This is a genomic window from Arenibacter troitsensis, from assembly GCF_900177645.1.
Taxonomy (GTDB): Bacteria; Bacteroidota; Bacteroidia; order Flavobacteriales; family Flavobacteriaceae; genus Arenibacter; species Arenibacter troitsensis.
Genome location: NZ_FXAO01000003.1, coordinates 350,044 through 373,951 on the forward strand (window position 1 = coordinate 350,044; position 23,908 = coordinate 373,951).

Annotated in this window: 17 protein-coding genes; 14 read left to right on the forward strand and 3 right to left on the reverse strand. The window is 40.2% G+C overall.

Annotation, left to right across the window (positions count from 1 at the left end):
- Window positions 1–77: 77 nt before the first annotated feature.
- On the forward strand, window positions 78–3,764 hold the full coding sequence (gene purL, locus B9Y87_RS08665) for a phosphoribosylformylglycinamidine synthase (RefSeq protein ID WP_085498125.1): 3,687 nt from the start codon (window positions 78–80) through the stop codon (window positions 3,762–3,764).
- Between the two features lie 5 nt (window positions 3,765–3,769).
- Window positions 3,770–4,222: a GNAT family N-acetyltransferase gene (locus tag B9Y87_RS08670; RefSeq protein WP_085498127.1), complete on the forward strand. Its 453-nt coding sequence runs from the start codon at window positions 3,770–3,772 to the stop codon at window positions 4,220–4,222.
- Between the two features lie 98 nt (window positions 4,223–4,320).
- Here B9Y87_RS08670 and B9Y87_RS08675 read toward each other — a convergent pair whose 3' ends face one another.
- The gene (locus tag B9Y87_RS08675; RefSeq protein ID WP_085498129.1) at window positions 4,321–5,430 is read right to left on the reverse strand and encodes a glycoside hydrolase family protein; all 1,110 of its coding nucleotides are present in this window, start codon (window positions 5,428–5,430) and stop codon (window positions 4,321–4,323) included.
- Between the two features lie 486 nt (window positions 5,431–5,916).
- On the opposite strand from B9Y87_RS08675, the gene B9Y87_RS08680 reads away from it, so the two are divergent.
- The 7 genes from B9Y87_RS08680 to B9Y87_RS08710 all read left to right on the forward strand — a co-directional run bounded on the left by B9Y87_RS08680 (window position 5,917) and on the right by B9Y87_RS08710 (window position 15,210).
- Window positions 5,917–7,689 carry an AMP-dependent synthetase/ligase gene (locus tag B9Y87_RS08680; RefSeq protein WP_085498131.1) on the forward strand — a complete coding sequence of 591 codons (1,773 nt, stop codon included), beginning with the start codon at window positions 5,917–5,919 and terminating at the stop codon, window positions 7,687–7,689.
- Window positions 7,690–7,825: 136 nt separating this feature from the next.
- Window positions 7,826–8,257 carry a MarR family winged helix-turn-helix transcriptional regulator gene (locus tag B9Y87_RS08685; protein WP_085498489.1) on the forward strand — a complete coding sequence of 144 codons (432 nt, stop codon included), beginning with the start codon at window positions 7,826–7,828 and terminating at the stop codon, window positions 8,255–8,257.
- A gap of 32 nt (window positions 8,258–8,289) precedes the next feature.
- On the forward strand, window positions 8,290–10,680 hold the full coding sequence (locus B9Y87_RS08690) for a 3-hydroxyacyl-CoA dehydrogenase/enoyl-CoA hydratase family protein (protein ID WP_085498133.1): 2,391 nt from the start codon (window positions 8,290–8,292) through the stop codon (window positions 10,678–10,680).
- A gap of 82 nt (window positions 10,681–10,762) precedes the next feature.
- On the forward strand, window positions 10,763–10,921 hold the full coding sequence (locus tag B9Y87_RS22365) for a four helix bundle protein (RefSeq protein ID WP_317045126.1): 159 nt from the start codon (window positions 10,763–10,765) through the stop codon (window positions 10,919–10,921).
- A gap of 189 nt (window positions 10,922–11,110) precedes the next feature.
- Window positions 11,111–12,301 (forward strand): acetyl-CoA C-acyltransferase, encoded by a 1,191-nt coding sequence (locus B9Y87_RS08700; protein WP_085498135.1) that lies wholly within the window; start codon window positions 11,111–11,113, stop codon window positions 12,299–12,301.
- Between the two features lie 81 nt (window positions 12,302–12,382).
- The gene (locus tag B9Y87_RS08705) at window positions 12,383–14,191 is read left to right on the forward strand and encodes an acyl-CoA dehydrogenase family protein (RefSeq protein ID WP_085498137.1); all 1,809 of its coding nucleotides are present in this window, start codon (window positions 12,383–12,385) and stop codon (window positions 14,189–14,191) included.
- 581 nt (window positions 14,192–14,772) lie between these two features.
- Window positions 14,773–15,210 (forward strand): response regulator, encoded by a 438-nt coding sequence (locus B9Y87_RS08710; RefSeq protein ID WP_085498140.1) that lies wholly within the window; start codon window positions 14,773–14,775, stop codon window positions 15,208–15,210.
- A 151-nt stretch (window positions 15,211–15,361) separates the two neighbouring features.
- Here B9Y87_RS08710 and B9Y87_RS08715 read toward each other — a convergent pair whose 3' ends face one another.
- Window positions 15,362–17,848 (reverse strand): PAS domain-containing sensor histidine kinase, encoded by a 2,487-nt coding sequence (locus B9Y87_RS08715; RefSeq protein ID WP_085498142.1) that lies wholly within the window; start codon window positions 17,846–17,848, stop codon window positions 15,362–15,364.
- 5 nt (window positions 17,849–17,853) lie between these two features.
- On the reverse strand, window positions 17,854–18,291 hold the full coding sequence (locus B9Y87_RS08720) for a response regulator (RefSeq protein WP_085498144.1): 438 nt from the start codon (window positions 18,289–18,291) through the stop codon (window positions 17,854–17,856).
- Window positions 18,292–18,589: 298 nt separating this feature from the next.
- On the opposite strand from B9Y87_RS08720, the gene B9Y87_RS08725 reads away from it, so the two are divergent.
- The 5 genes from B9Y87_RS08725 (at window position 18,590) to B9Y87_RS08745 (ending at window position 23,837) form a co-directional block, all read left to right on the forward strand.
- Entirely contained in the window at window positions 18,590–19,090 is a 501-nt protein-coding gene (locus B9Y87_RS08725; protein ID WP_139827193.1) for a hypothetical protein, read from the forward strand.
- Between the two features lie 43 nt (window positions 19,091–19,133).
- Window positions 19,134–20,837: a phytoene desaturase family protein gene (locus tag B9Y87_RS08730; RefSeq protein WP_085498148.1), complete on the forward strand. Its 1,704-nt coding sequence runs from the start codon at window positions 19,134–19,136 to the stop codon at window positions 20,835–20,837.
- 49 nt (window positions 20,838–20,886) lie between these two features.
- Window positions 20,887–21,564, forward strand: coding sequence for an SGNH/GDSL hydrolase family protein (locus tag B9Y87_RS08735; protein WP_245808683.1), 678 nt, complete (start codon window positions 20,887–20,889; stop codon window positions 21,562–21,564).
- A gap of 68 nt (window positions 21,565–21,632) precedes the next feature.
- Window positions 21,633–22,733: a family 20 glycosylhydrolase gene (locus tag B9Y87_RS08740; protein ID WP_085498153.1), complete on the forward strand. Its 1,101-nt coding sequence runs from the start codon at window positions 21,633–21,635 to the stop codon at window positions 22,731–22,733.
- Between the two features lie 96 nt (window positions 22,734–22,829).
- Window positions 22,830–23,837: a glycosyltransferase family 2 protein gene (locus B9Y87_RS08745; RefSeq protein ID WP_085498155.1), complete on the forward strand. Its 1,008-nt coding sequence runs from the start codon at window positions 22,830–22,832 to the stop codon at window positions 23,835–23,837.
- The last annotated feature ends 71 nt before the right edge of the window (window positions 23,838–23,908 follow it).

Consider the following 23,908-nt stretch of genomic DNA (forward strand, 5'->3'; position numbering starts at 1 on the left):
GTTAACTATTCTAATCAAAAATTACACATTAAAACCGTAAATTTGCAGCTTTCTCAACCATACAATTTACATATTAGATGATTCATTTCTTTGGAGACCTTAGCACTAAGATATTTGCGGTTCAAACCAAAAACGACCTTTCCCAGGAAGATAACGTTAAACTTATGTGGTTGTTCGGCAACCAACCTAAGTTGAACGCGGCGTCATTGGACGCCTTTTTTGTTGGTCCCAGGGCAGCCATGATTACCCCATGGAGTACCAATGCCACGGAGATAACCCAAAATATGGGGATTTCAGGTATTATTAGAATTGAGGAGTTTACCGCAGTAGACCAAGACGAAAAAGGGTATGACCCAATGCTTTTCCAAAAATATAGTGGCCTTTCGCAGGATGTTTTTAAGATTGATATAATGCCCGAACCTATCTTGGAGATAGTGGATATTGCCCAATACAATGAACAGGAGGGATTGGCACTTAGCGATGAAGAAGTTGCATATCTGGAACAAGTCTCTGAAAAAATTGGTCGCAAGCTAACAGATTCTGAGGTATTTGGCTTTAGTCAGGTAAATTCTGAGCACTGTAGGCATAAAATTTTTAACGGGACCTTTGTCATCGACGGAGTAGAAAAGCCATCATCGCTTTTTAAGCTTATTAAAAAAACATCCCAGGAACATCCTGGGGATATCGTTTCCGCCTATAAGGATAACGTGGCCTTTCTTAAAGGGCCAAAAGTGGTACAGTTTGCCCCAAAAAGTGCCGACAAGCCAGATTTCTACCAGGAGAAACCTTTTGAATCGGTTATTTCCCTGAAGGCAGAAACCCATAACTTCCCAACCACAGTTGAGCCTTTTAATGGTGCAGCCACAGGGGCCGGTGGAGAAATCAGGGACCGTTTGGCAGGAGGAAAAGGTTCCTTGCCCTTGGCAGGAACCGCGGTGTATATGACCGCCTATTCCCGCTTGGAGGAAAATAGGCCCTGGGAAAAAGGAATGCCCGAAAGGAATTGGTTATACCAAACCCCAATGGATATTTTAATAAAGGCCTCTAACGGAGCATCCGATTTTGGAAACAAATTTGGGCAACCTTTAATAGCCGGATCCGTACTTACTTTTGAGCACGATGAAGCCAATGACAATTCTGCAACGGACCAGGCTAGGAAATTAGGCTATGACAAGGTAATAATGCAGGCGGGAGGCATTGGTTATGGAAAGGCCGAACAAGCCATAAAGGATCTGCCCAAAACAGGCGATAAAATCGTTATACTTGGTGGTGACAACTACCGTATTGGTATGGGCGGCGCGGCCGTATCCAGTGCGGATACCGGAGAATTTGGCGCAACTATAGAACTGAACGCCATTCAGCGTTCCAACCCTGAAATGCAAAAAAGGGCAGCAAACGCCATAAGAGGTATGGTAGAAGGCGACCATAACCCAATCGTTTCCATTCACGACCATGGTGCGGGCGGACATTTAAATTGTCTCTCCGAATTGGTCGAGGATACAGGGGGATTAATAGATATGGACAAACTGCCCATTGGAGACCCTACCCTATCGGCAAAAGAAACCATAGGAAACGAATCCCAAGAACGTATGGGATTGGTCATTGGAAAAAAGGATGTCGACATGCTGCACCGAATTGCAGACAGGGAACGATCGCCCATGTATGAGGTTGGTGACGTTACTGGAGACAACCGTTTTACCTTTAAATCTGCCACAACGGGAGAAAGTCCGATGGACATGGAACTATCCGATATGTTCGGTAGTTCCCCTAAAACCGTAATGAACGATTCCACAATAACAAGAAAATATTCGGCTCCGTCATATTCCTTGGAACACTTCCATGATTATTTGGACCAAGTGCTGCAATTGGAAGCTGTAGCTGCCAAAGATTGGCTTACCAATAAGGTAGACCGCTGTGTAGGAGGCAAGGTTGCCAAACAGCAATGTGCCGGTCCGTTGCAGTTGCCCTTGAACAATTGTGGCGTTATGGCGTTGGATTATAAAGGAAAGGAAGGAATTGCAACCTCTATTGGCCACTCCCCTATTTCAGGACTGATAGACCCCACTGCTGGAAGTAAAAATAGTATTGCGGAAGCATTGACCAACATAGTCTGGGCACCTTTGAAAGACGGTTTGGACTCGGTTTCGCTTTCAGCCAACTGGATGTGGCCTTGTAAAAATCCCGGGGAGGACGCAAGGCTATACGAGGCTGTGCAGGCCATTTCCGATTTTGCCATCGGCCTAGGAATCAATGTCCCTACTGGAAAAGACTCCCTTTCCATGAAACAACGTTACAAGGACGCTGAAGTGATAGCTCCTGGAACCGTAATCATATCCGCTGCCGGAAACTGTACCGATATTAACAAGGTAGTAGAACCGGTGTTACAAAAAATTGGCGGGGATATTTATTACATCAATTTATCCCAGGACTCCTTTAAATTAGGTGGATCCTCCTTTGCCCAAATTTTGAATACCATTGGTGACGAAGCGCCTACTATAAACAATACCGATAATTTTAAGAACGTATTCAATACGCTACAAAGTTTAATATTAGACGGACAAATTCTTGCCGGACACGATGTTGCTTCTGGTGGATTGATCACCACACTTTTGGAACTTTGTTTTGCCGACCTGGATTTGGGCGCCACATTGGATTTAACCGCCATAGGTGAATCCGATACCATTAAATTATTGTTTTCGGAAAATGCCGGAATTGTTTTTCAGGCTAAGGACAACAGTGTAGAAAAGGTATTGACCAATGCAGGAATTGAACATTTCAAAATTGGATCGGTGAGCACAAAAGCTACCCTGACCATTAAGAATCACAGTATGGAAATGGGACTGAATATTAATTCCCTTCGGGATACCTGGTTTAAAACTTCTTACCTTCTTGATAATAAGCAAACGGCCAACAACCTGGCACAAGAAAGGTACAGCAATTATAAAAACCAACCCTTATCCTATACATTCCCTGCCCATTTTGATGGCAAACTACCAAGTAAGACAACTTCCCGTCCAAAAGCGGCCATCCTACGTGAAAAAGGTAGCAACTCGGAACGAGAAATGGCCAATGCCATGTACCTGGCCGGTTTTGATGTAAAGGATGTACACATGACCGATCTTATTTCTGGCAGGGAGACCTTGGAAGATATTCAGTTTATTGGCGCGGTGGGTGGCTTCTCCAACTCAGATGTATTGGGAAGTGCCAAAGGTTGGGCAGGCGCCTTTAAATACAACGAAAAAGCCAATAAGGCATTAAAGAATTTCTTTGCCAGACCAGATACACTATCCATAGGTATTTGTAACGGTTGTCAGTTATTTATGGAATTGGAATTGATTAACCCGGAGCATTCTGAACACGGAAAAATGACCTTTAATGATTCCCATAAACACGAAAGCGGATTTACTTCCGTGGTTGTTCAAAAGAACAATTCCATTATGCTTTCAAGTTTGGAAGGAGCCAATTTAGGGGTATGGATATCCCATGGTGAAGGAAAATTTAAATTGCCCATGGCCAAGGAAAATTATAATATAGTGGCCAATTACGGTTATGAAGGTTATCCTGCAAACCCGAATGGCAGCGATTTTAATACCGCTATGCTATGTGACACCTCTGGCCGACATCTGGTAACAATGCCCCATATAGAACGCTCTATTTTCCAGTGGAACTGGGCACATTATCCTGAAGGAAGAAAAGATGAGGTTTCACCATGGTTGGAGGCATTTGTCAATGCCAGAAAATGGCTGGAAATTATTAATGGATAATCATCATGGTCTATAGAAAAGCTACTCAGGAAGATCTGGTAGCAATATTAGAAATGATTGCCAATGATATGTTGGGTCAAATGCGGGAAAGGTTGGAGGATCCTCTTCCCAAAGAGTATTATAGTGCCTTTGAAAGAATTAATAGGGACAAAAATCAGGAATTGATCGTACTAGAGAATTCCCAGGGCGTAGTCGTAGCCACTTTTCAATTAAGCTTTCTCCAATACCTAACCTATGTAGGCGGCATACGCTGTCTTGTGGAAAACGTCCATGTACGGGAAGACCAAACGGGCAAAGGAATTGGCAAACGCATGTTTCAATGGATTATTGAAAGGGCAAAGGAAAAAAACGTCCATTTGATACAGTTGACCTCCAACAAACTACGCCCCAATGCCATTCGTTTTTATGAAAGTATCGGATTCAAGGCAACGCACGAAGGATTTAAACTACATCTATAATTTCTCAAATTAAAATCCCTTGACTAAAAGTTGGACTTTTAGTCAAGGGATTTTTATAAAAAATTCTCCTACTTCCTTATGGAAGTCAATGAAATTGTTTATTTCTTGGAATAATCGGCATGGATTGCCTTATCAAAAGCCTCCCAATGCTCAGGTTTCATTCTTTCGGGAGTAAAAAGACATATTCCGGCAGCTCCATTCTCCATGGACGCCCTAATGGCCGTTTCTATTTCTGAAGGTAATAACCCGTGATTTTCAGGGTCATTTTCCTTTGTTTTGTTTTCAGGGTTCGGGCATATAAAAAGTCCACTAAAAATTGGCTTTTCACCATTAACGGAAGCCACTTCCTCTTTGGTTATATCACCCACCCATTCAGGACCTTTTAAATAAAAATCATTATAGTTCATAGGATAAAAAGCGTCCAAATCCCATTTGTTCCATTCCTGTCTAACCATTTTCATAGCATTGCTGGGGCCTGGAAAAACTGCAGCATTTATTTTTTTGCCTTTTTCATGGACCACCTTGGCCAAACGGTTTACGATATTGGTAATCAAATCATATCTAAACTGCTTCCATTCCTGAACTTTAGATGGGTCTTCCACCGCTTTGATGTCTATTCCGGATTTTTCTTTAAAATCACCAACACACTTATCACAATAGCAATAATCGGCTACGGGATATTCCTCGTTCATTACCAGTCCATACTTATCCCATAGGCCTTCCGCCAATATTACATCCGGAAAACGGATGTAATCCAAATGTATTCCGTCCACCTCTTCCACAGCGGCAATATTACCGTATAATTCCGACAAAAAGTTAAAAGAACCCTCCTTATTGGGACAAAGAAATTTATAATAGGAAACATAGGCCGGTTTATCAAAAGCCGATTCGCCATTTCTATTAATAGCATAAAGATCTTTTGGCAATTTAGGATTGTCTCCCTGAACCATTGTGGGTATCCATGTATGGAATTCCATTCCTGCATCCTTCACCAATTTGCCTACCCGTGTATACGTTTCCGGATTATGTCCGCCATTATACATTAGTCCATCAATCCCCTTTTCCTTATAGTTCTTAAAAGTTGCCATCAGTTCTTGATCGGTAGCCTCTCCTGGACCACCGGTCCATGCATATACAGGGATTTTGGATTTTTCGGCGCATGAAATCATGGTAATAATAACTGCTGCCGTTACAAAAAGCTTTTTCATTGGTTTAGTTTAATTGTTAATAATGGTTACAAATAAAATTAAGCACCATAAACTTTTCAGTTGATTTCAAAAGGTTGAAACGTATATTTTAGAAAATGGCACATTAAAGATTGAACTTAATCATTTTGTAGTTTCCAAGCTATAAATCTTAGCTAAGTAACCTCAGAATTAATACAAACAACGTTAATAAGCCCCATAATTAATTCTACTTGGAAATTCTTTAATTAGGACACATGTAAACCTTAATTCATGGAACCTTATTTAAAAATGAACAAAAATTACACATAAAATTAAGTACTCCATGATTAAAACACTAATTTAAAACACAGCTATTTCAACTCACCAACCTAAATAAACAAAGCCAATTAGGCACCTATTTTAGTAGTAAAATGAAGACTCCATAATTTTTTTACATTTTTTATACGAATGTGATTTTAAAATACCGTTCCCTTTTCTTAATTTGCGATTACGAACAGCAAATTAAATATGCAAGAAATCACCCGCCTTTTTGACTTTCCTTATTATCAACTAGAGAAATTCAATTTAAAAAAATCGCTAGTCACAAAGTATAATGGAGAATGGGTTGCAACATCTACCCAGGAATATATAGACAAGGCAAATGCCATAAGCAGGGCTTTGTTACGTCTTGGAGTAAAACCTAATGACAAGATTGCCCTTATTTCCATGACCAACAGAACGGAATGGAACATTATGGATATCGGAATACTTCAGTTAGGCGCTCAAAATGTACCTATTTACCCAACTATATCCGAAGAGGATTATGAATACGTCCTAAATCATTCAGAGGCCAAATACGTATTTGTTTCCTGTACGGAAGTTTTTGACAAGGTGAATGCAGTAAAAGCAAATACCCCGCATCTAAAGGATGTATATTCGTTTGATGTACTTGAAAACTGCAAAAACTGGGGTGAAATCTTGGAAATGGGTGCGGATACCTCCAACCAAAATGAGGTAGAAAAACTCAAAAATAAGGTTAAGCCAGATGATTTGGCCACCCTGATTTACACGTCCGGGACCACGGGGAGACCAAAAGGGGTTATGCTCACCCACCACAATGTGGTGTGCAATGCCTTAGAAAGCTCAAAGCGCTTGCCCATAGATCATGGCAAAATCTCTTGCTTAAGCTTTTTGCCCGTATGCCATATCTATGAAAGAATGATGATGTACCTCTACCAATACACCGGAGTCACCATTTATTTTGCGGAATCTATGGATAAAATAAGCGACAATCTAAAAGAGTGTGCCCCGCATGTGATGACGGCCGTCCCCAGATTATTGGAAAAAGTGTACGACAAGATCATTGCCAAAGGAACCGAGCTTACAGGCATTAAAAAGAAATTGTTTTTCTGGGCCGTTGAAGTGGGCCTACAATACGAACCTTATGAACAAAATGGTTGGTGGTATGAAAGGAAATTGGCATTGGCCAGAAAATTAATATTCAGTAAATGGAAAGCGGGTCTGGGAGGAAATCTGTCATTAATAGCATCTGGTAGTGCAGCTTTACAACCTCGCTTGGCTCGTATTTTCAATGCTGCCGAATTTGGGGTCATGGAGGGGTATGGCCTTACTGAAACTTCTCCCGTTGTCTCAGTCAACGATATGAGGAACGGTGGATTTAGAATTGGCACTGTAGGAAAACTTTTGGAACAGACCGAGGTAAAAATAGCGGAAGACGGGGAAATATGCGTTAAGGGGCCACAGGTAATGCTAGGCTATTACAAGGATCCCGAAAAAACAGCCGAGGTCATTAAGGATGGATATTTTCATACGGGCGATATTGGCGAGATAGATGCCGACGGATTTCTTAAGATTACCGATAGAAAGAAAGAAATGTTCAAAACCTCCGGAGGTAAATATGTTGCGCCCCAACTTTTGGAAAACCGCTTTAAACAATCCAGATTCATAGAGCAAATAATGGTAATAGGTGAAGGGGAAAAAATGCCGGCAGCTTTGATACAACCAGATTTTGAATTTTTACGCAATTGGGCCAAAATACACAATATAGAAGTGGGCGATCATAAAAAAATGGTCCAAAATAAAGAAGTAATTGCGAGGTTCCAAGAGGAAGTGGATACAGCCAATGAGAGTTTTGCCAAATGGGAAAAAGTAAAGCAATTTAGACTTACCCCGGATATTTGGAGTATAGATGAGGGACACCTTACCCCTACCATGAAGTTAAAACGAAAAATAGTCAAAGAAAAGTATATAGATCTTTATAATGACATTTACGGGCATTGAGGAATGTCCAAAACTAAATCCTAAACAGCTTCTTTAACGGGAAGCTGTTTTATTTTCCGGAAACCCCATTTTTTTTTAAAATATATTATGCATGCATAATATATTTTTATATCTTTGGAACAACCAACAATACAACATGCAAGACATAACCATAGATTATGCGCTCCGGGCAACCTGGCAAGCGGTAACAAAAATGTACAACGAGGAGGCGAGAAAATTCAATAGTACCATGGCCGTAGGTTTTACTTTATTAAGTATTGATCCCAAAACGGGAACGCCCTCTACTGCCCTTGGTCCAAAAATGGGCATGGAGGCCACAAGTCTCTCCCGAATATTGAAGAGTATGGAGGAAAAGGGACTGATTGAACGTAGGCCCAACCCCAATGATGGCAGAGGTGTACTTATACACCTTACAGCATTTGGCCTGGAAAAGAGAAAAGATTCGAAAGATGTTGTACTTCGTTTTAACGATGTGGTTAAAACCCATGTACCCGCAGAAAGATTAAATACTTTTTTTGAGGTAACTGAGATCATTAACAAGTTGATTGCAGAAAAGAAAATTTATTAAGAAAATAAAAACTAGTTAACACCTTTTTATTGATGAACAAACACATTAAAAAAGTAGCAGTTATTGGTTCTGGTATTATGGGAAGTGGTATTGCCTGTCATTTTGCCAACATAGGAGTGGAAGTATTGCTCTTGGACATTATACCACGGGAACTTAATGATAAGGAAAAGGCAAATGGCCTTACCCTAGAGGATAAGGTTGTAAGAAATAGATTGGTAAACGATTCCTTGGCCGCGGCCTTAAAATCCAAACCTTCCCCCATATATCATCAAAAATTTGCCCAGAGAATCACTACAGGGAATCTTGAGGACGATATTTCCAAAGTGGGACAGGTAGATTGGATCATTGAAGTGGTTGTGGAACGCTTGGATATCAAAAAAATAGTTTTTGAAAAGCTGGACAAACACAGAAAACCAGGAACCTTAATTACCTCCAACACCTCGGGAATACCTATTAAATTTATGAGTGAGGGCAGAAGTGAGGATTTCCAAAGACATTTTTGCGGAACACACTTTTTTAATCCGGCCAGATATTTAAAACTATTTGAAATAATTCCTGGTCCAAAAACTTCCACCGAAGTATTGGATTTCCTAAATGGTTACGGGGAACAGTTTTTAGGCAAGACTTCCGTGATAGCTAAAGACACTCCGGCATTTATCGGTAATAGAATAGGGACATTTAGCATTATGAGTTTGTTTCATGCTGTAAAGGAAATGGACCTCACCGTTGAGGAAATAGATAAACTGTCAGGTCCGGTAATAGGTAGGCCTAAATCGGCCACCTTCCGTACGGTAGATGTTGTTGGTTTGGACACTTTGGTACATGTAGCCAATGGTATTGCAGAAAATTGCAAGGATGATGAAAGACGGGAGCAATTTACACTTCCCGATTTTATCGGAAAAATGATGGAAAATAAGTGGTTCGGAAGTAAGACAGGACAGGGCTTTTACAAAAAGGAAGGTAGGGAAATATTGGCCCTGAACCTTAACACCATGGAATACAGGCCCAGCAAAAAGGCTAGTTTTGCCACTCTTGAACTCACCAAATCCATAGAGAATGTAATAGACAGATTTAAAGTATTGGTGACTGGAAAGGACAAAGCAGGTGCCTTTTACAGAAAGAGTTTTTCTTCATTATTCGAATATGCTTCCAATAGGATCCCCGAAATAACAGGAGAATTATATAAGATAGATGACGCCATGAAAGCAGGCTTTGCCTGGGGACACGGTCCCTTTCAAATTTGGGATGCCATTGGGGTTGAAAAAGGCATAGAGATGATGAAGGCAGAAGGCTTTCAACCGGCCACTTGGGTTACCGAAATGATATCCGCTGGTAATAAATCTTTCTACACTATTAAAGACGGGGCAACCTATTATTACGACATCACTAAAAAGGCGATGGAGAAAATACCAGGCCAGGATTCATTTATCATTTTGGACAATATTAGAAAATCCAACGAGGTATGGAAAAACTCCGGTGTTGTTATTGAGGATTTGGGCGATGGTATATTAAATGTGGAATTCCAGTCCAAAATGAACACCATTGGGGGTGATGTCCTAGCCGGACTCAACAAGGCCTTAGATTTGGCCGAAAAAGACTTTCAAGGCCTGGTGGTGGGCAACCAAGCACCCAACTTTTCTGTTGGTGCCAATATTGGAATGATATTTATGATGGCCGTAGAACAGGAATACGATGAGCTCAACATGGCCATAAAGATGTTTCAAGATACCATGATGCGTATGCGTTACTCTGCCATTCCTACAGTATCGGCCCCGCACGGAATGACCTTGGGTGGTGGTTGTGAGCTTTCCTTACATGCCGATAAGGTTGTGGCTGCAGCTGAAACCTACATGGGATTGGTAGAATTTGGAGTTGGGGTTATACCCGGAGGTGGAGGTTCCAAGGAAATGGCCTTAAGAGCATCGGATACATTTAGGAAAAATGATGTGGAACTGAATGTGCTTCAGGAATATTTCCTCACCATTGGAATGGCAAAAGTCTCTACTTCAGCCTATGAGGCCTTTGATATGGGGGTACTTGAAAAAGGAAAGGATTTAGTGGTCGTTAACAAGGACCGACAAATTGCAACGGCTAAGGCTTATGCCCAATTAATGGCAGAACAGGGCTACACCCAACCACCCAAGAGAAAAGATGTAAAAGTGCTTGGTAAACAAGCCCTAGGAATGTTTTTGGTAGGAACAGATGCCATGGAAGACAGCAATTATATAAGCGAACACGACCATAAGATTGCCAACAAATTGGCCTATGTAATGGCTGGAGGTGACTTGTCCGAGCCCACTTTGGTCACAGAGCAATATCTTTTGGATCTAGAGCGGGAAGCGTTTTTATCCCTTTGCACGGAAAGAAAAACCTTGGAGCGTATCCAGCATATGTTAAAGACAGGAAAGCCGTTACGTAATTGAAGCCGCTAGTATTGAGATTTGAGTATCTAGTAATTAGAGACCAATGCATAATATTGAGGATTTGAAAATATGGAAGAGGTCTATGGATTTGACAAAATCGGTCTATCAACCGGTCTCCGAATTGACGCTAGAAGAAAAATTTGGACTTATCCCTCAAATTAAAAGGAGTTCAATCTCAATTCCTTCAAACATCGTGGAAGGTGCTGTAAGAAATTCAAATAAAGAATTTAAACATTTTTGAGCATTGCAAATGGTTCGGTATATGAAATGCATACACAATTATTTTTATTAATAGACTTAAATATAGTTACATAAGAAAAAGTACAACCAGTAAGTGAAACATGTATTGAAATCCAAAAAATGAACTATTCATTTCAAAGAAAATTATGATTCTCAATACTAAAATCTCAATACTCAATACTAAAATAAAATGAAACAAGCATTTATAGTAAAAGCATATAGGACTGCGGTAGGAAAAGCTCCAAAAGGTGTTTTCCGTTTTAAAAGAACGGATGAACTGGCTGCCGAAACCATAGCGCACATGATGAATGAATTGCCCCAATTGGACAAAAAACGTATTGATGACGTTATTGTTGGAAATGCTATGCCCGAGGGTTCCCAAGGTCTCAACATGGCTAGATTAATCTCTTTAATGGGGCTAAATATAGTTGATGTGCCAGGAGTTACGGTAAATAGATTTTGTTCCTCCGGTATAGAAACTATCGGTATTGCAACCGCCAAAATACAAGCTGGTATGGCCGACTGCATTATTGCTGGTGGAGCGGAAAGTATGAGTGCGGTTCCCATGACCGGATATAAAACAGAACTCAACTATGACCTGGCAAAGGCCGGACACGAAGATTATTACTGGGGTATGGGAAATACTGCGGAAGCAGTAGCCAAACAATTTAATGTATCGCGTGAAGATCAGGACGAGTTCGCCTATAATTCGCACATGAAAGCACTTAGGGCCCAAGGAGAGGATCGTTTTCAAAGTCAGATCGTACCCATTGAAGTGGAACAGACCTACGTTGACGATAACGGAAAGAGGGCAACAAAAAAATACACAGTGACCAAAGATGAGGGACCTCGTAAAGGAACCAGTAAGGAAGCTTTGGCAGGACTGCGACCGGTTTTCGCGGCAGGGGGAAGTGTTACTGCCGGTAATTCCTCCCAGATGAGCGATGGAGCTGCGTTTGTACTGGTCATGAGTGAAGATATGGTGAAAGAGCTAAAATTGGAGCCAATTGCAAGATTGGTCAACTATGCCGCTGCCGGCGTAGAACCCAGAATCATGGGTATTGGCCCCGTAAAAGCAATTCCAAAGGCATTAAAACAAGCAGGTCTTAAACAGAACGATATTGAATTGATAGAGTTGAACGAAGCCTTTGCATCGCAATCTTTGGCAGTAATTAGGGAACTAAACCTAAACAATGATATTGTCAATGTAAATGGTGGTGCCATTGCTCTTGGCCATCCGTTGGGTTGTACAGGAGCCAAGTTGTCCGTTCAACTTTTTGATGAGATGAGAAAGAGGGATATGAAAGGGAAATACGGCATGGTAACCATGTGCGTAGGTACAGGTCAGGGAGCAGCGGGGATTTTTGAATTTTTGAACTAAAAATACAAGTCTTATATATTGGGGCTAATGTTAGTGCAACATACCCTTTAATGCATGTTATAAAACTTAATTACACGAACAATGAGTACAGAAACAACAACTAAAGAGATATTAAGGGGAGGGCAATTCCTTGTAAAGGAAACCAATTGTGAGGATATTTTTACGCCAGAGGATTTTTCCGAAGAGCAAAAAATGATGCGTGATTCCGTTATTGAGTTCAACGATCGGGAGATTGTGGCCAACAGGGATCGGTTTGAAGCCAAGGATTATGCCCTAACACAGGAGGTAATGACCAAGGCTGGTGAAATGGGCTTCTTGGGTGTTGCCGTACCTGAGGCTTATGGCGGATTGGGAATGGGCTTTATATCTACCATGATCGTATGCGAATATATTTCTAGTGGAAGTGGATCATTTAGTACGGCATTTGGTGCACACACCGGTATTGGAACCATGCCCATTACCTTGTATGGTACCGAAGCTCAAAAACAAAAATATGTTCCAAAATTGGCCACTGGTGAATGGTTCGGCGCTTACTGCTTAACGGAACCAGGTGCCGGTAGTGATGCCAATTCGGGCAAAACCACAGCCACCCTTTCCGAAGATGGCAAGAGTTACAAGATCAACGGCCAAAAAATGTGGATTTCCAATGCAGGGTTCTGCAAATTGTTTATCGTTTTTGCAAGAATAGAAAATGACAAAAATATTACCGGGTTTATTGTTGAAAACAACCCAAGTAACGGAATTACCTTGGGAGAGGAAGAACATAAATTGGGGATTCGCGCCTCCTCCACCAGACAGGTATTCTTTAACGATACCGTAGTTCCGGTTGAAAATATGCTTTCTGAAAGGGGAAACGGTTTTAAAATTGCCATGAACGCCCTAAATATTGGACGTATTAAATTAGCGGCCGCTTGTTTGGATTCGCAAAGGCGAATAACCACCAATGCCCTAAAATACGCTACGGAACGCAAGCAGTTTAAGACGGCCATAGTAGATTTTGGAGCAATAAAATCAAAATTGGCGGAAATGGCCACAAGTTTGTATGCCGGGGAAGCTGCATCCTATAGGGCAGCCAAAAACATTGAGGACCGTATTGCTCTGCGTATGGCAGCTGGCAACAGCCATCAAGAAGCCGAACTTAAAGGTGTGGAGGAATATGCCATTGAGTGCTCCATCCTAAAAGTGGCCGTATCCGAAGACGTGCAGAACTGCTCGGACGAGGGGATCCAAATTTTTGGTGGTATGGGCTTCTCGGAAGAAACCCCAATGGAAGCCGCATGGAGGGATGCACGTATAGCCAGGATTTATGAGGGCACCAATGAAATAAACAGAATGTTGTCTGTTGGCCTGTTAATTAAAAAAGCTATGAAGGGTCATGTAGACCTACTGGGCCCGGCCACTGCCGTAGGGAATGAATTAATGGGCATCCCCTCTTTTGACATCCCCGACTATTCGGAATTATTGTCCGAAGAAAAGGAAATGGTTGCAAAACTTAAGAAAGTGTTCTTAATGGTCGCGGGGTCAGCGGTCCAAAAATATGGACCAGCCCTTGATGAACATCAAATGCTGCTGCTGGCTGCATCCAATATTTTAATAGAGATTTATTTGGCAGAATCTGCCATTCTAAGGACTGAAAAAAATGCAAAACGTTTTGGGGAAGCGGCCCAAAAAGAACAAATCGCTATGTCCAAATTGTACCTTTACAATGCAGTGGACACCGTTATAAAAAATGGCAAGGAGGCTATAGTTTCAATGGCCGAAGGTGATGAGCAACGGATGATGCTTATGGGCCTTAAGCGTTTCACGAAATATACAAACCAACCCAACGTAGTTGAACTGCGAAATATAATTGCCGATAAACTCAAGGCTGAAAACAAGTATTGTTTTTAAGGAAGATAGACTAACTCAAGCTCATGCTTCGTAATGAAGTAAAACCGAAGAACCGCTCTTTATTGGGCGGTTCTTTGATTTATAGCAACTTTTTCCCTTCCATTCATAATACTTTCCATCTATGGTCCAATGCCGCTGGTAAATCCTTCCTGCTACTTCCTATATGTTTCCTATAGCAGTAGAGGCATATTATGGACTTATATATTATAATCAAAAACCAAAAACAACAAGTGTCAAACCACATACATTACAAACCTAAAGCTGAATACCAAAGACCATTATAGGTCCATTTTCCGAATTCTTTGTATTTGTACCGTTCAACCAAAATTGGTATGGAGTTAATATTCAATTCATTTGGCACATCAAATATTTAGAATTTCCTTAAATTTATGATTATGTGGCAATTAAACGGCTTTTGATAAATTTTAGAGCCTTGTTATAATTATGAATACTATAATGGATTACCAATAAGCTAGATTAAAATAGCAATAAACCATGGGGCAATATTAAGTGTTTAATTTTATAAATCAGATTAACATAAATATACTTAGCCGGTAGATGATCAATTAAAATATACAGTTATGAATCCTATTAACATTTTTCTAGCAGACGACGATCAAGATGATCGGGAACTTTTTATGGACGCCCTGTCCGAATTACCTATTGAAACTTCGGTAAAACAATTTGAAAACGGTGTTGATCTAATGGCCGAACTATACTCTGGAAACCCAAAACCAGATACTATTTTTTTAGACCTCCGAATGCCACTTATGGACGGCTTTGAATGCCTTACGGATATACGTAACGTCCCCGAATTATCGGAAATTCAGGTTATTATTTATTCCACATCCTATAATGAAAATGAAGTAGAACAATTGAAAGAGAGTGGGGCAAATCTTTACATAAAGAAACCCAACTCGTACAATCAATTAAAAACCGTCTTATATAAATCCCTAAAACCCTTTCAAAATACAACCTCAAAAACGAATGGCGATTTAAGTTTTATGGTTATTGTCTAGAATTGCAACAATTGTACAACTTATTCCTACTGTCTAAACTAATTGCATTTGTTAAATTTAAAGGACTCGTATTTAACCCATTCAAAGGAAGATATATTTTAATCCCAGCTGACCCATAGTTTCAGGGTATAAAAGGCGAAAATGGCGCCTTTTAATCCGCCACGGGAAGATATATATGAAAAGTAGCACCCTTGCCCAATTCACCCTGTGCCGTAATAACGCCATGGTGGTTTTCTACGATACGTTTTATTATGGCGAGTCCTATTCCTGTTCCTGGATATTCTGTCTTTCCATAGAGACGCTGGAACAGTTCAAAAATCTTTTCGCTGTATTTTTGTTCAAAGCCTATACCATTGTCCGAAAAAGTGATATGGCAATATTTCGTATTCTCTTGAAAATATTCACCTTCCAATAAATTACCAGGAACATACTCATTTTTTATAGTTATGTGCACAGGTTCATCCGGTTTCGCAAACTTTAATGAATTACTTATAAGATTATAGAAAAGCTGCTTAAATTGAAATGGAATTATATTGACCATGCAAGTATTATCAGCTTGAATTATGGCATTTTTCTGTAGAAGTTCTTCGCTAAGGTCTTGTTTTACTTGCTCAATGATAAGATTAAGATTAATCCTTTCAAAATCGCCTTCCAAGTTATGTGTGCGCGAATAGGCCAACAAATCGTCGATCAGCGATTGCATTCGTTCTGCGGACAATTGCATCCTTTTAAATAGATATTTTCCATTTTCGGATAGGGTATCATGGTCCTTTTCGATTATTCTGGATGCAAAGGTTTGAATTTTTCTTAATGGCTCCTGTAAATCATGGCTAGATATGTACGCAAAGGATTGGAGTTCCTTGTTCATTTTTTGCAGTTCAATGTTCTTTAGTTCCAGCTCGGCCTGCTTTTCCTTAAGTGCATCATCCGATTCCTTCTTTACCGTTAGGTCGTGCGTTACTTTTGAATATCCTATTACCTCATTTATTTCGTTATGCACGGCAGTGATTACCACACTTGCCCAGAACAAAGTTCCATCCTTTCTTACCCGCCATCCTTCCTGCAATGCTTTGCCTTTTTTGGCTGCCAAACCCAATAACCTTTTGGGAAGACCGCTTTTTCTGTCATCCTCCGTGTAAAAATTGGAGAAATTCTTTCCTATGATCTCATCTGCCCTGTAGCCCTTAATTTTTTCTGCTCCCGTATTCCAATTCACTACAATTCCCTCCGGATTCAGGTAAAGGATGGCGTAGTCCTGCACTTCTTCTACCATTAGATGATAGCGCTGTTCGCTTTTTTTAAGTGACTCGTACAATTCTAACAGCTCTGCAGTACGTTCCTGCACTTGTTTTTCCAATTCATCAAGGAAAACCTTTTGTTCCTGTATGTCGGTACTGCTTCCCACCCACATTTGTATAATGCCTTCATCATTATATTGTGGCTTTGCACGGCTCAACTGCCATCGATATTCACCGTCATGTCTTCTAAAGCGATGCTCCAATAAAAAGTCTTTTCCAGTTGCGATGGAATCCTCCCAAGCCCTAAAGTTATTTTTCCTATCGCCCGGATGTACCATCTGCAACCATCCTTTATTGATTAATTGATCCTGTGACAATCCGGAAAATTCAAAAACCGATTGGTTAAAGTAGTTCAAATTGCCTTCGGGATTTGCAGTCCACACAAACTGTGGAAGTGAGTCGGCCAGTAGTCTGAATTTTTTTTCACTTTCTTCTATACCCTTGCGGGAAATTACCTGATCCGTAACTTCTATACCCAAGGCCATTATCCCTTCAATATTCCCGGAAAGATCTAAAAGTGGTTCGAAACTAAAGTTTAGATAGGCCATATTCAAATTTCCCTTCCTCATGATTTGCACCGGAAATTCCGAAGTAGAAAAAGTTTTGCCAGTATTGTAAACGTCGTCCAACAACTCTTTAATACCTTGCGACTTAAGTTCTGGCATTGCTTCCAAAATTGGTTGTCCTAATACCTCATCCTCCCTTCTACCCCACATTTGCAATGCAAGAGAGTTGGCCAGTTCTGTAACATGGTCCTTCCCCTGAAATATAGCTATGGATACGGGAGCCTGGGCAATCATGGTGCGAAGCCTACGTTCACTTTCCTGTAATTCTCTTTTCGTAATTACGGTTTCGGTAGTCTCCGTACAGGTTACAACTACACCGTTTACATTGCCATTATCATCAAAAGCAGCACTGTAGCAGAATGTCCAATAAATATCCTCCATCCTCCCATTTCGATAAAATGGTACCAATTGGTCACTATATGAAACAGGTTTGGCGGTAGTGACTACTTCCTTGATCAAGGGACCAATAAAATCCCATATTTCCGGCCAAACTTCTTTGCCCCTTTTTCCTATTGCCGGATGTTTTCCCTCTTTCCCTAAACTTGGTCTATACGCATCATTATAAAAGCAAATTAGCTCATCGCCCCAAAAAAGGAACATAGGATAGGATGAGTGTAAAATTATGGCCAGGGTAGTTCGTAGACTTACAGGCCAATTCTCGATAGGCCCCAGGCTTGAATTATCCCAGTCCATCTCCCTAATAAGCATGCCCATTTGGCCACTATTCTCAAGAAACGAGAGATTATTTGCTTTATGGGCGGAATTCAATTTCATATACTTCAAGGTTGTATTACAAATTCTTCTCTGGTTGAGGGTAATACATCTTTTTGTAGGATAAGATCAATGGTCCTACGAATTACAGATTTGAGATTGGAGAAATCCGCTGGTTTGCGAATATAGTAATGCGCCCCTTCGCCATACAATTGGTCCATGACATCAATATTGGAGGAGGTGGAATAAATTATTACAGGCAAATGCTTAAATTTTACATTTTGCTTTATTTCCGATAAACACTCCGCCCCCGATTTTCGGGGCATATTCAGATCCAAGAAGAGCATTTGTGGCAGATTGAGCAAATTGTTTTCAAGAAAATTCATCAGCTCTACCCCATTGTTAACCGTTTTCAAAGTTGCACACAATGAAAGCTCCTCCAAAGCTTCCCTGAAAAACATGCAATCATCTTCATCATCGTCTGCTAGAAGTATTTGAAAATCCATATTGGTCACGTCCTGTTGGTTTAGATACTGTAATTTACGATTGCCCCGTTAATTCCATTTACGTAAAAATAAACAAAAATAAATGCCAATTGAATTTCCACGAGTATTGTTTATAACGGGCATATTTTTTATTACTAGCTGTTATAATATACAGGACCATTTGGTAATACTATTATTTTTGGCTTATCTTCCTTGCGTATCTACGGAAAGGCTTATACCTTTAAAAACAAATGTGTGCTTAACACGAGTTTTTATTAGTTATGGCATTGCCAAGCACCACTGTACTTTAAAATGCCATATGATTAATTCCAAAGCCAAAAACCTAACATCCAAAAGCCTTATTTTTACGCTTTCCACAATTCACGCCCTTTTTACCTTTGGAGCATTGCTTTTTACCATTATCGTTTTTATTATAGCCGATAAGGTTGTCCTAGAGTTCGCTAAAGATAAAAGCATTTTTGTTTACATAGTGCCCATAGTTTCCATGATCAGTTATTTTGGAAGCAATTTTTTCTTCAATAAACAGCTGGCCAACATAGTCCAAAGCAAATCATTAAAGGATAAATTGGGGCCATATTTACAGGCATGCGTGGTAAGATTTACATTTTTAGAAGGTGCGGCAATATTGAGTACCATTGCCTATAATTTAAATAACCATATTTTTTATCTGGTTATTTCCTTATTTTTAATTCTTTATCTTTTTAAGCTGAGACCTACCAAGAAAAAGGTGATGAGCGATTTGAAATTAACCTTGGCAGACCAACAGTTTTTCCAAAAAGAGCATTGGAAATCCAATTAAAATTAATCATTACCAGCAACTTGGCATAAGCTACACCCATACAATGGACACCAAAAACAAAATAAAGAAACACATAGATACGATTATTATCGGTTCTGGGGCCGGCGGATTGTCTGCCGCCATTTGTCTGTCCAAAGCAGGTCAGCGGGTAATGGTATTGGAACAACACGATGTCCCTGGCGGCTGGTGCCACAGCTTCTATCTAAACGGCCATCGTTTTTCTCCGGGAGTACACTATATTGGTCTGCTAGGGGAAGGAGAATCTACAAGAGCCCTTTATGAAGGATTGGGGGTAGCCAATAATCTGGTGTTTTTTAGAATGAACCCCAAGGGCTATGAACACTGTTATATCGGAAAAGAAAGAATTGACCTACCAGGCAATTTTAACGATTTAAACACTACTCTAGCAAAAAGGTTTCCCAAGGAAAAAAAACGAATCGAACATTATTTAAAGCTGGTCAGGAATGTTTCCCGACAAATACAACTGATCCCTAAGATGAGTGGTTTTTGGGACAATATTACCATCCCCTTTAGAACCAAACACATGGGCAAGTATGCGCTGTTCAGCTTAAAGCGTGTTGTTAACTGGCATATAAAAGACCCCTTACTGCAAAAAGTACTCAATATACAATGGGGAGATCACGGTTTGGCTCCTGCGCAGGCGAGTTTCCCCTTACATTGTGCCGTTATGGACCATTATTTTAGCGGGGGATATTATCCTATGGGTGGTGGAGCGGCCATTGTAAAGGCAATGACCAACGCCTTACAAAAGAATGGTGGTACCATACGCACAAGAACAGCTGTAAAAAGTATTATTTTGGAAGGCGATAAAAAGAGAAAAGCCATTGGGGTAGAATTGGAAAATGGCGAAAAAATATATGCTTCCCGGATTATTTCCAATGCCGATCCAGGGATTACCTATTTGAACTTGGTGAAAGAACAAAATCTAAGTGCCAAACTTCTTAAAAAACTAAAAAAAACCAAGTATTCCTGCAGTTCCCTAATGCTTTTTCTAAGCGTTGCCATGGATGTTCGAAAATTAGGCATGGACTCCGGAAATATATGGATGATGGATAACAGGGATATGGACGGGATTTATGAAGAGATGAATGCCGTGGATATCACTTCTGGGGATGTGTTTCCTGGTTTGTTCATTAGCTGTACCACTCTAAAGGATCCGACGAGTTTCGATGGAAAACACCATTCCCTTGAAGTCATTACGTATATCAATCCAGATTCATTCCATAAATTTAACAAAGAGAACAAAGAGCGTTCAAAGGAATATTTGGAATTTAAGGAAATATTGACCAATAAAATGATAAATACCTTGGAACGTGCCCTGCCCGGTATTAGAGACCATATAGTACATAAGGAATTGGGTACTCCCATGACCAACAAACACTATTTAAATGCTACCAACGGCAGTGTATACGGCACAGAAAAGAGTTTTGGACAGATAGGCCCCTTTGCGTTTAGGGCCAAGAGCGAAATAGAGAATCTGTATATGTGCGGGGCAAGTATTCAATCGCATGGCGTGGCAGGTGCTAGTTACTCCGGAGTTCAGACAGCGGCCCTTATTTTAAATTGCAAACAACACGATTTAATAAAACCAGACTTATTACAGAATATCAGAATCTTTGAGGCCGAAGACGATTCCGCTTATACGCCAGATATTACACAAAAAATAAATTTGAGAAAAGCGAGATTGATCACAAATGAAAAAAAATCAATAAAATCCAGTAACTAACATCAGTATTAATGTTTTTTTTAATTATTACTTTACCAATATGAAAACCATGAAATTATCCATTGCCCTGTTTGTACTGACCATCTTTACCATGAACAATAGTTATTCCCAGGATTGGCCAAATCTGGAACATTTTTCTGAAGACAACAAGAAAATAGGCCCACCTCTTGCTGGTGAAAATCGGGTGGTGTTTATGGGCAATTCCATTACCATTGGCTGGCTGAACAAAAGGCCGGAATTCTTTGAAGGGAAACCCTATATCAACAGAGGTATTAGTGGGCAGACTACACCCCAGATGTTATTGCGTTTTAGACAGGATGTAATTGACCTGAAGCCTAAGGTTGTGGTTATTTTGGCCGGAACCAATGATATTGCCGGAAATACAGGACCTTCCACTCCAAAAATGATATTAGACAATATAAAGTCCATGGCCGAACTGGCCAGGGCCAACGATATTAAAGTTATTATCTCCTCCATACTTCCTGCCTTCGATTACCCTTGGAAGCCCGGATTAAATCCAAATGAAAAAATTCCTGCATTAAACTCCCTCTTAAAGGAATACTCTGAAAGCAATGGTCATATTTATCTGGATTATTTTACCGCCATGGCCGATGATAGAAATGGACTTCCAAAAGAATACGCTCATGATGAGGTTCACCCTACCCCTGAGGGTTACGCCGTTATGGAACCATTAGTGGAAGAAGCGATAAAACAAGCTTTGCAATAGGGTTATATTATAATAGCTTTTGTAAATAATATTTTGTGAGGTATTTTAAAGTCAAATCCCGGCCAACAATGAAAAAACTACTCCTTATATTTTTGTCCTTAAGTATTTATTTGGGCAATGCACAAGATGTTTTTGAGGTAAAGGGACTTTGTATAGCCGCACCCAATGCTGATGGTGTAACCGAGTTTGTGAAATTCGTTGATGAAGAACTGGGTCCTATTGGCATCAACACCTTAGTGCTTCGGGTAGATTTTAATTATGCCTATGAATTAAGACCGGAATTAAGGGGTAATAACCCATTGTCTAAGGAACAAATAAAGGAATTGGTAGCTGTTGCCAAAAAACACCATATAAATCTAATTCCTCAAGTAAATTTATTAGGTCATCAGAGTTGGGCAGAAAAAACCAATAAACTATTGGAAGTATATCCCGAATTTGATGAAACGCCACATATTAAAATACCTGAAAAATATGAATGGCCCAATGCTGACGGACTCTACTGCAAAAGTTATTGCCCGTTACATCCTGAAGTGCACAATGTAGTGTTTGATCTGGTAGATGAAATTATTTCCGTCTTCGAAGCCAAAGCCTTTCACGCAGGAATGGATGAGGTATTTTACATAGCGGATGAAAAATGCCCCCGCTGCCAAGGAAAAGATCCTGCCGCAATATTTGCGAATGAGGTTAATAAAATAAGTCGACATTTGGAGATCAACAACAAGCGACTTTGGATTTGGGGAGATCGTTTAATAGATGCATCCACTTCCGGCATTGGAATGTGGGAGGCTAGTATGAACAACACTGCCAGGGCCATAGACCTAATTGATAAATCTGTAGTGATTTGCGACTGGCATTATGAAAAGGCATTACCAACCCCTGCCCTATTTGCCCTTAAGGGATTGGACGTTATAGCCTGTCCTTGGAAGAAGTCAGACGTTGCCAAGGAACAGGTTAATATGATGTATAAATTTAAAATAAACGCAACTCCGGAAATGAAGGAACACTTTTTGGGCATGATGCATACGGTCTGGTCTTCTGCCAGTGAATTCATAAAAAGCTATCATGCCCAAAAGGACAAAGAAATCAATCCGGTTACCCAAGAGGCCTGTTTTAGGGCTATGATGGCCGCAATAAAGGATGTGGAAAGCATGGGTAAAAACGTCAATTAGATATTATATAGACCTACCTGGGTCATCCGCTATCCAAAACACTTATTCCCAAGCCCTAATTGACCTTATAGTGAAATATATTTCTACTTTTGACACATGAATATAAGTAGTATCAGCATCCTTCTTCCCTTTAAGAACACCGCAGAATTTCTACCGGACTGTATACAATCCATCATCGACCAAACCTATGACGAATGGGAAATTTTGGCTGTAAACGACCATTCTTCGGACGATAGCTTGGATATTATGTTTTCTTATGCCCAAAAGGATAGTCGGATTAAAGTATTGACAAATGAAGGCAACGGAATAATTGATGCATTAAGAACCGCGTATGCCCATTCCCAGGGCAAATATATAACCAGAATGGATTCTGATGACATTATGTCCGTGAACAAATTGGAAGTCATGGTCAAGTCCCTGAAAAATCATGGACGAGGCCGCATAGCCCTGGGCAAGGTGAAATACTTTTCCAAGAATGGGGTTGGGGATGGATACAAACGTTATGAAAAATGGCTGAACCGCTTAACGGAAAAAGGATTAAATTATTCAGAAATATATAAGGAATGTGTAATACCCTCGCCCTGTTGGATGGTACATAGAAAAGACTTGGAAAAGGCCGGTTCATTCTCTTCAAATCGATATCCAGAAGATTACGACCTGGCATTCCGTTTTTATGAGCAGGGATTAACATGTATTCCCACCAATGAGCTTCTTCACTATTGGCGCGATTATGGCCACAGAACCTCCAGAACCAGTGAACACTACGCCCAAAATTACTTCTTGGATATTAAACTACATTATTTTTTAAAGCTAGATTATAACAAACAATGCCCTTTAGTGCTTTGGGGCGCTGGTAACAAAGGAAAAACACTGGCCAAAAAACTCTTGAAAAAGAACATCGCTTTTATTTGGGTTTGCAATAATTCCAATAAAATTGGATTGGACATTTATGGTAAAAAGATGGAACATTATATGGTAATAGATAAACTCCAAAAAGCACAAATTATAATTACGGTGGCCAATACAGAGGCACAGGAATTTATAAAAGATTATTTGTTGGTACAGGAAAAAAAATCTGTACAAGATTTATTCTTTTTTTGTTGAAAAAACCTTTGTGGCACTTCCGTAAAGAAGGTTCCAACTTTGTCGGCCAACTTAATTTAGTTAGTACTTGA